General features: G+C 37.9%; 7 protein-coding genes and 1 pseudogene. All 8 read right to left on the reverse strand.

The window, feature by feature from the left end; genetic code table 11:
• Nucleotides 1–128: pseudogene (locus tag RT405_RS07635) on the reverse strand (LemA family protein); the annotation flags it as partial.
• Between the two features lie 119 nt (nucleotides 129–247).
• A complete protein-coding gene (locus RT405_RS07640) occupies nucleotides 248–511 on the reverse strand; it encodes a type B 50S ribosomal protein L31 (RefSeq protein WP_035030259.1) in 264 nt (87 codons plus the stop codon).
• 133 nt (nucleotides 512–644) lie between these two features.
• Nucleotides 645–1,940, reverse strand: coding sequence for a transcription termination factor Rho (gene rho / locus RT405_RS07645; protein ID WP_035030265.1), 1,296 nt, complete (start codon nucleotides 1,938–1,940; stop codon nucleotides 645–647).
• 11 nt (nucleotides 1,941–1,951) lie between these two features.
• The gene (locus RT405_RS07650) at nucleotides 1,952–3,226 is read right to left on the reverse strand and encodes a UDP-N-acetylglucosamine 1-carboxyvinyltransferase (RefSeq protein WP_313468902.1); all 1,275 of its coding nucleotides are present in this window, start codon (nucleotides 3,224–3,226) and stop codon (nucleotides 1,952–1,954) included.
• Nucleotides 3,227–3,804: 578 nt separating this feature from the next.
• Nucleotides 3,805–4,662 (reverse strand): class II fructose-1,6-bisphosphate aldolase, encoded by an 858-nt coding sequence (gene fba / locus RT405_RS07655; protein ID WP_035030273.1) that lies wholly within the window; start codon nucleotides 4,660–4,662, stop codon nucleotides 3,805–3,807.
• Between the two features lie 138 nt (nucleotides 4,663–4,800).
• A complete protein-coding gene (locus RT405_RS07660) occupies nucleotides 4,801–6,405 on the reverse strand; it encodes a CTP synthase (RefSeq protein ID WP_313468905.1) in 1,605 nt (534 codons plus the stop codon).
• A 235-nt stretch (nucleotides 6,406–6,640) separates the two neighbouring features.
• A complete protein-coding gene (rpoE, locus tag RT405_RS07665) occupies nucleotides 6,641–7,261 on the reverse strand; it encodes a DNA-directed RNA polymerase subunit delta (protein WP_313468907.1) in 621 nt (206 codons plus the stop codon).
• Between the two features lie 44 nt (nucleotides 7,262–7,305).
• Entirely contained in the window at nucleotides 7,306–7,719 is a 414-nt protein-coding gene (locus RT405_RS07670) for a DUF1934 domain-containing protein (RefSeq protein WP_313468908.1), read from the reverse strand.
• Between the last annotated feature and the right edge of the window lie 29 nt (nucleotides 7,720–7,748).

The raw sequence follows: 7,748 nt of genomic DNA on the forward strand, positions 1-7,748 counted from the left end.
TTTAATTGGACATCGATCTGACTCCACGCCTCTCTGACCCACATTCTCGCTTTAACCAAATTATTATACAAGCTGATATACACTAGTACTAATAGGACAATTATAACGATCATAACTAGCCAAACCATAGTTTGCACACCTCTCTTTTCTTTTGTTCATCGTAACAAATAACGCTTCAAAAAGCACGTAATATGGAAAAATGGTACAAAAAAAGCTCCGAAGATCGGAGCTTTCAAAGAGTTTAGTTTTATTCGGCTGCGTTTGCATCTGCCAAACCGTATTTTTTGTTGAAACGGTCGACACGTCCATCTGCTTGTGTGAACTTTTGACGTCCAGTATAGAATGGGTGTGAATCAGATGTAATTTCAACACGGATTAATGGGTAAGTGTTACCATCTTCCCACTCAACAGTTTCACTTGAATGTTTAGTAGAACCAGACAAGAATTTAAAACCAGTTGTAGTATCCATGAAGACAACTTGTTGATATTTCGGATGAATTTCTTGCTTCATATGTTCTCGCTCCTTTGCCCTGATGCATTTGCTGAACCAGAGTTTTTATTATTTTTAGACAACATTAGCATACTAACATGTTTCTTACCATAATGCAAACAAATCTTACTACTTTTCCAGCTGTATCTTACTTTTATTTCCGCTGGTTTCGGGTGTTTCTTGTTTGTGTAAAGTTCTTTTCAGAAAAGCCTTCAAAAAAGTGTTGATTGTCGGTTGTTTTACGTAAAAACTTGATGAATTGATCCGTAAATTCTAAAGCATCCCCTGTCATTGCGTGTCGCAACTTCCAAATTTCTTCTAAGCGGCTGTTATCCAACAACAATTCTTCTTTTCTGGTACTCGATTTTTTGACATCGATAGCAGGGAAAATACGGCGTTCTGCTAACTCTCTTGATAAATGCAACTCAGAGTTACCGGTCCCTTTGAATTCTTCATAAATAATGTCATCCATCCGACTACCTGTATCGACTAAAGCAGTGGCTAAAATAGTCAAACTGCCGCCTTCTTCAATATTCCGAGCCGCTCCAAAGAATCGTTTTGGTCGATACAAAGCTGCCGGATCAATCCCACCACTCAGCGTTCTGCCGCTTGGTGGAATCACTAGGTTATACGCCCGTGCTAAACGCGTAATACTGTCCATCAAGATAATCACATCTCGTTTGTCCTCAACTAACCTCATCGCTCTTTCTAGTACCAGTTCTGCAACACGCACATGATTTTGTGGTTGTTGATCAAATGTTGAAGAAATCACTTCGCCTTTTACGCTTCGTTCAATGTCTGTTACTTCTTCTGGTCGCTCATCTATCAGCAACACAAGCAACTCTGCGTCAGGGTGATTTTTCGCGATCCCATTGGCGATTTCTTTTAAAAGAGTCGTTTTACCCGCTTTTGGCGGAGCTACAATTAAACCACGTTGGCCAAATCCGACCGGAGCTACAATATCGATCATACGATTAGAAATTTTAGCTTGTTCTGTTTCTAGTTTCATCTGACGGTCAGGATACAAAGGTGTTAAGGCCGGAAAATGCGAGCGTTCTTTAGCTTCTTCCGGATTCTTCCCATTTACTTTATTTACATGCATCAATCCATAATAACGTTCAGACGGTTTTGGCGGTCTTGCTTTTCCCGTAACTTTATCCCCATTGCGCAAACCAAAGCGTTTGATTTGCGAAGAAGAAATATAAATATCTTCTTTACTGGGTGTATAATTGATTGGTCTTAAAAAACCAAAGTCTTGCTGTGCCATAATATCTAACACACCTTCAGCAATAAAGAAACCTTGTTTTTCTTCTTGTGCACGAATAACTGCCAAGGCTAACTCCTTTTTATTCATTTGACTATAGTAAGGAATTTTTAATTCTTTAGCAAAAGTATAAATCTCTTTTAACGTCTTCTCTTCTAATTGCTCTATCGTTAATATTTCGCTCATATTTTTAGCTCCTATATATTGTCGTCGGCTTTTATCATTTTGATGTCGGCACCTAATGCAGTCAGTTTCTCAACAATATGGTCATATCCTCGTAAGATGTTTTCAACACCTGTAACTGTTGTGGTCCCTTCAGCCATTAAACCAGCTATTACCAAACAAGCACCTGCTCTTAAATCACTCGCTTCCACTTCTACCCCTTTTAATTCGCATGGTCCTTCTAATAGAATCAATTCACCTTCTACTCGAGCACGTGCTCCCATTCTGACTAATTCCGGGATGTGTTTCACTCGTTTAGCATAAATAGTGTCTAAAATAGAAGACTCTCCTGCAGCTTTCAGTATCAATGGAGTTAACGGCTGCTGCAAGTCTGTGGCAAAGCCAGGATACGGCAGCGTTTTGACTGCTATCGGTTTTAAAGGTTTGGATGCCTCTTTCACGCGAATGCTCTCCTCTCCAATTTCCATTGGAACGCCCATTTCTTCCATTTTAGCTAGCAGTCCTTCCAAGTGCTCAACGATCACATTTTGCACTATAATATCTGAACCGACAGCACCTGCTAGAGCTAAGTAAGTTCCGGCTTCAATTCGATCTGGAATAACGGTATGACGGCAACCGTGCAATTCTTCCACTCCTTCAATACGAAGGATATCTGTACCGGCACCTCGAACTTTGGCTCCCATATTATTTAATAATGTAGCCACATCAATAATTTCAGGTTCCCGAGCTGCATTTTCAATAATGGTTGTCCCTTTAGCTTTGACTGCTGCCAGCATAACATTAATGGTTGCTCCGATCGAAACAACGTCTAGATAGATCCGAGTACCGATCATTCCTTCTTCAGGTGTTCTCAAATACATCGCACCTAGTTCGTTTTCAACTGTGGCTCCTAGTGCACGGAATCCCTTCAAATGTTGATCGATTGGACGCGGTCCTAAGAAACAGCCGCCTGGCAACCCAACAACTCCTTGTCCGTACTTTGTTAACAAAGCTCCCATAAAATAATAAGAAGCTCGTAAACTTTGTATTTTTCCATTTGGCATAGGAATAGAGATCATTTCAGTTGGATCGATAACTAATGTTGATCCGTCAAAAGAAGTTTTAACATGCATCACATTTAAGATTTCAATCAGCGAATGAACATCTTGAATATCCGGTACACCTTCTAACGTTACGGGAGAATCTGCTAAAATTGAAGCCGGAATCAAAGCGACTGCACTATTTTTTGCCCCAGTGATCGTGACTTTTCCTGAAAGTTTTTTTCCCCCATTAATAACTAATTTATTCATTTAATACCCTCACTTCATTAATTTAACAATTTTTTTATTTTACATATACTATTCAATTCTTAAAGAAACTTATTTCTTAATTTATAACTAAAAAAATAGTAAGAGACAATTGATGTCTCTTATAAGATTCTCTTTCTACACTACAATCCATTCTAGAAACCGATTGACAATGAAGCATTATTTTAATGTGATTTAATCATTTTGGTTCTTTGAAAACACGGCAAAAAAACTAGACGGACAAGTACACGGAAGTTGAATGGAGCAGATAGGTTAAACCTACATTGAAAAAGCTATTTATAAAAGCCGGTACAACGAGATTAACACGAGGTTAGTTAACATATATTTTTACTTTTTTGTTCACTTAAATACACTGTTCTATGTTACTACACTATTCGCTAACATACAATTTTTATATTTTTTTCTTACTAGAAGAAGGTAGAAAATGAAAATTTGATGAGTGAAATGTGCTTTCTTTCATATAAAATGCAAATTCTAAAAAAAGAACCAGAGCCAAAGTCACGTTAATGTGACTCTAGCTCTGGTCCTAATTTCTTGCTAATGTGTTGTACAGTTGGAAATTATGCTTTGTTTGATGAACCAAAACGTTGCATAGTTTCTTTAACTTTTTCAACAATTTTTTCTTTACCTGGTGCAATAACTTTACGAGGGTCGTAAACTTTATCATCAGTAGCTAATTTTTCACGAACAGCTGCAGTCCAAACTTGTTGCAACTCAGTGTTCACATTGATTTTAGAATGACCATTTTCAATTGCTTTTTTAATTTGGAATTCAGGAATTCCAGATCCACCATGTAAAACAAGTGGAGCATGTGTTAATTCAGAAATTTCTTTCATTTCGTCAAAACCTAAAACAGGTTCGCCTTCGTAGTCTCCGTGAACAGAACCTAAAGCTGCAGCTAGTGCATCAATGTTTGCTTCTTTAACCATACGTAGACATTCTTGAGCATCAGCGTATTGAACTCCTCCAGTAACGCCATCTTCCGTTCCGCCAACTGTTCCTACTTCAGCTTCAACAGAAGCGCCTTTTGAATGAGCATATTCTACAACTTTTTTAGTTGCAGCAATATTTTCATCAATTGGGTATGCTGAGTTATCGATCATTACAGAAGAAAATCCTGCATCAATTGCTTCTTTACAGTTTTCAAATGAAGAACCATGGTCTAAATGTAGAGCAACAGGAACAGTAATGTTCATTGTTTCCATTAAAGCTTCAACCATTGCAGCAACAACTTTTGAACCGCCCATGTATTTTCCAGCACCTTCAGAAACACCCAAAATTACTGGAGATTTTTCTGCTTCAGCAGCTTCTAAAACCGCTTGTGTCCATTCAAGGTTGTTGATGTTGAATTGACCTACAGCATACTTACCTTCTAATGCTTTATTTAACATATCTGTCATACTAACTAAACGACTCATGTATTTTCCTCCTTAAGGAAAAGATATTATTTGCCAAGGTCTTCCCCTAGCCAACATTTTCATTATACCAAACAAAATAAACTATTTCCATACTTATTCAGCCATTTGTCGCGATTCTCAATGAGATTAAAACAAGTATTAGTGTTGATTTTTTAATGAAGCTTTCACAAAACCGGAGAATAGTTTTTGTGGACGATTTGGCCGTGAAAGAAATTCTGGATGGAATTGACAAGCCACATAAAATGGGTGATCTGACAATTCCACGATTTCAACCAAGCGGTTATCTGGTGAAACACCTGAGAATACTAGCCCTTTTTCTTCTAATAATGAACGGTATTCATTATTGAATTCGTAACGATGACGGTGACGTTCTTGCACAACTTCCATATTGTCATAAATTTCAGCTGCAACAGAACCTGGTTTTAATTTACAGGGGTACAATCCAAGGCGCAATGTTCCGCCCATTTCGACTACATCCTTTTGATCAACCATCAAATCAATGATGTTATAGGGAGTTTTTGGATCTGTTTCGGCAGAATGTGCTCCTTCAAGTCCTGCTACATTACGGGCAAACTCAACACAAGCTAACTGCATTCCTAAACAAATTCCAAAGAAAGGAACCCTATTTTCACGGGCATATTGAATAGCAGCAATTTTTCCTTCTAATCCACGGTCCCCAAAGCCGCCCGGGACTAGAATACCATCTGCATCTTTTAATACAGCAGCAACGTTTTCTGACGTTACTTCATCCGCATTGATCCACGCTATTTCAATTTCTGCGTCTTCTGCATAACCGGCATGATTCAATGACTCTACTACTGATAAGTAAGCATCGGGCAGTTCGACATATTTACCGACTAAGGCGATTTTAGTTTTTTTAGATAAATTCAACACTTTTTCTTCTAATTTGATCCATTCTGTCATATCAGCAGGTGGAGCATCGATTTTCAGATGATCACAAACGATTTGATCCATTCCCTGTTTTTGCAGATTCAAGGGAATGGAATACAGCGTGTCAACGTCTAATGATTCAATTACTGCTTCAGGTGCTACATCACAAAATGAAGCTAATTTGTCTTTCATGCTCTGTGAAATTGGGCGTTCAGTACGCACAACTAAAATATTAGGTTGGATTCCTAATCCTCTTAATTCTTTAACACTATGTTGGGTCGGCTTTGTTTTCATTTCTCCGGCAGCGCCTAAATAAGGGATAAGCGTAGTATGGATATAGACTACATTATCGGATCCTACTTCTCTTTTCATTTGACGCAAAGCTTCTAGAAACGGCAAAGATTCAATATCTCCAACGGTACCACCGACTTCAGTAATCACGATATCTGAATCTGTGGTCTGTCCGGCACGCATAATTTTTTCTTTGATTTCGTTTGTAATATGCGGAATGACTTGGACCGTTGCTCCTAGGTATTCTCCTTTCCGTTCTTTACGGATAACTTCGGAATACACTTTTCCAGTCGTTACATTCGAATATTGATTTAAATTGATATCGATAAAGCGTTCATAATGGCCTAAATCTAAGTCAGTCTCTGCTCCATCATCCGTTACAAATACTTCTCCGTGTTGATAGGGACTCATTGTTCCTGGATCCACATTGATATAAGGGTCAAACTTTTGAATAGTGACTTTCAATCCGCGGTTTTTCAATAATCTTCCCAAAGAAGCTGCTGCAATACCTTTACCAATTGAAGAAACTACTCCACCTGTAACAAAAATATACTTCGTCATTTTATCGAACTCCTTTTGGTTTAATTTGGGTAGTCAAACAACAAAACAAGGCTCCCTATTCCGTTAAGAATAGGGAGCCTATAAATTACTTTTAGTCCTTGTCCCTTAAAATAACTTTAAGGGAGCCCAACAAAGATAATACAATCTTAAGTTGGCTTCGTCAAGGACTTTATCTTTATTTTTCATTTCTTTGCTGACTCTAAAAAAGCAATTCGAAATGAAGACAATTCATTTACTAGTGCGTGCTTAAATTAAAGTCGTCATCATCGTCATCCGGTTCATCGTACTCGTCGACTACATTCAATTCGCCTTCTACACCATCTGGCAATTCATCTTCAGTATCTTCGTCATCGGCGCCAATCTCACTAAGGTCTTGCTTATATTTCCCAATGTCTTCTTTGTCTTCTTCTTCAATGACTACGCCGTCACTATCTACTAGAAGCTCTTCTTCTTCATCTTCGTCTTCTACGTAGTCGTCTTCTGGGTCATCATTGCTGTAATCAATTTCATCTTCACTTGAAACAAAAGCACTAACTTTTTTACGTTTTTTGCGGCGTGGAGATTCATCTTCATTTCCTTGAGTAACTTCTTCATCAATAAAATCGATTGGATACCATGAGCGCAAGCCCCAGCGGTTTTCCCCAAGAGAAATAAAACTTCCATCAATGTTTAAATCTGTATAAAATTGAGAAATTTGGTTATTTACTGTTTCTGTACTCATTCCTAAAAATTCTTTGATTTCTTTTAATAAAGTAGCAAAATCTAAAATTTCACCGTTTTTTTCTAAAATGGCATGAGCGACTTCTATCATTGATAATTCATTTTTATTTTGTCCATCAAATCTTTCAAGTTTCACGAAAGCCACGTCCTTTCAACAGTCTACTCTTTATCATACTATATTTAAACAGTAAAAAGCAATTGTAATTTGTAATTTCCTAATTTTTCTTTGCTGAAATACAAATCGTATTCCATTTGTAATTCTCCTGAAAAAGGCTGATCCCGGTAACTGATTCGTAAGTGACGAGTGACTGTTTCCATGGTGATCATTCCTTGGGGTGTATGATAACTTGTTTCATACCGATCTCCTTCGCCAAAGCGCATACGCGTAGTTGTTTCCCCTCTGCGAATAATCGTCACTACTCCCGATGCATCTAATTTAACGGTTACGGGAATTTCTACTGCATCATACGTCTCTTGATAGAGTATGTAATAAGCTCCATTCATATACACTACTTTGCCTGTTTCATCAAATGCAAAACTTTCAACTGAATCTCCTTGCGAAATAGTCGTTTTCATTTTAATTTTAGCCGGCATCCCTTTACTTAGATCCATTTCCATTTAAA

Source organism: Carnobacterium sp. (assembly GCF_032094055.1).
In the GTDB taxonomy this organism is placed as follows: Bacteria; Bacillota; Bacilli; order Lactobacillales; family Carnobacteriaceae; genus Carnobacterium_A.

What these genes read in the sequence shown, in the direction of transcription:
- RT405_RS07650 (WP_313468902.1), bottom strand. Translation starts at nt 3,226, where the DNA reads ATGAATAAATTAGTTATTAATGGGGGAAAAAAACTTTCAGGAAAAGTC.
- fba (WP_035030273.1), bottom strand. Translation starts at nt 4,662, where the DNA reads ATGAGTCGTTTAGTTAGTATGACAGATATGTTAAATAAAGCATTAGAA.
- RT405_RS07640 (WP_035030259.1), bottom strand. Translation starts at nt 511, where the DNA reads ATGAAGCAAGAAATTCATCCGAAATATCAACAAGTTGTCTTCATGGAT.
- RT405_RS07670 (WP_313468908.1), bottom strand. Translation starts at nt 7,719, where the DNA reads ATGCCGGCTAAAATTAAAATGAAAACGACTATTTCGCAAGGAGATTCA.
- RT405_RS07660 (WP_313468905.1), bottom strand. Translation starts at nt 6,405, where the DNA reads ATGACGAAGTATATTTTTGTTACAGGTGGAGTAGTTTCTTCAATTGGT.
- rho (WP_035030265.1), bottom strand. Translation starts at nt 1,940, where the DNA reads ATGAGCGAAATATTAACGATAGAGCAATTAGAAGAGAAGACGTTAAAA.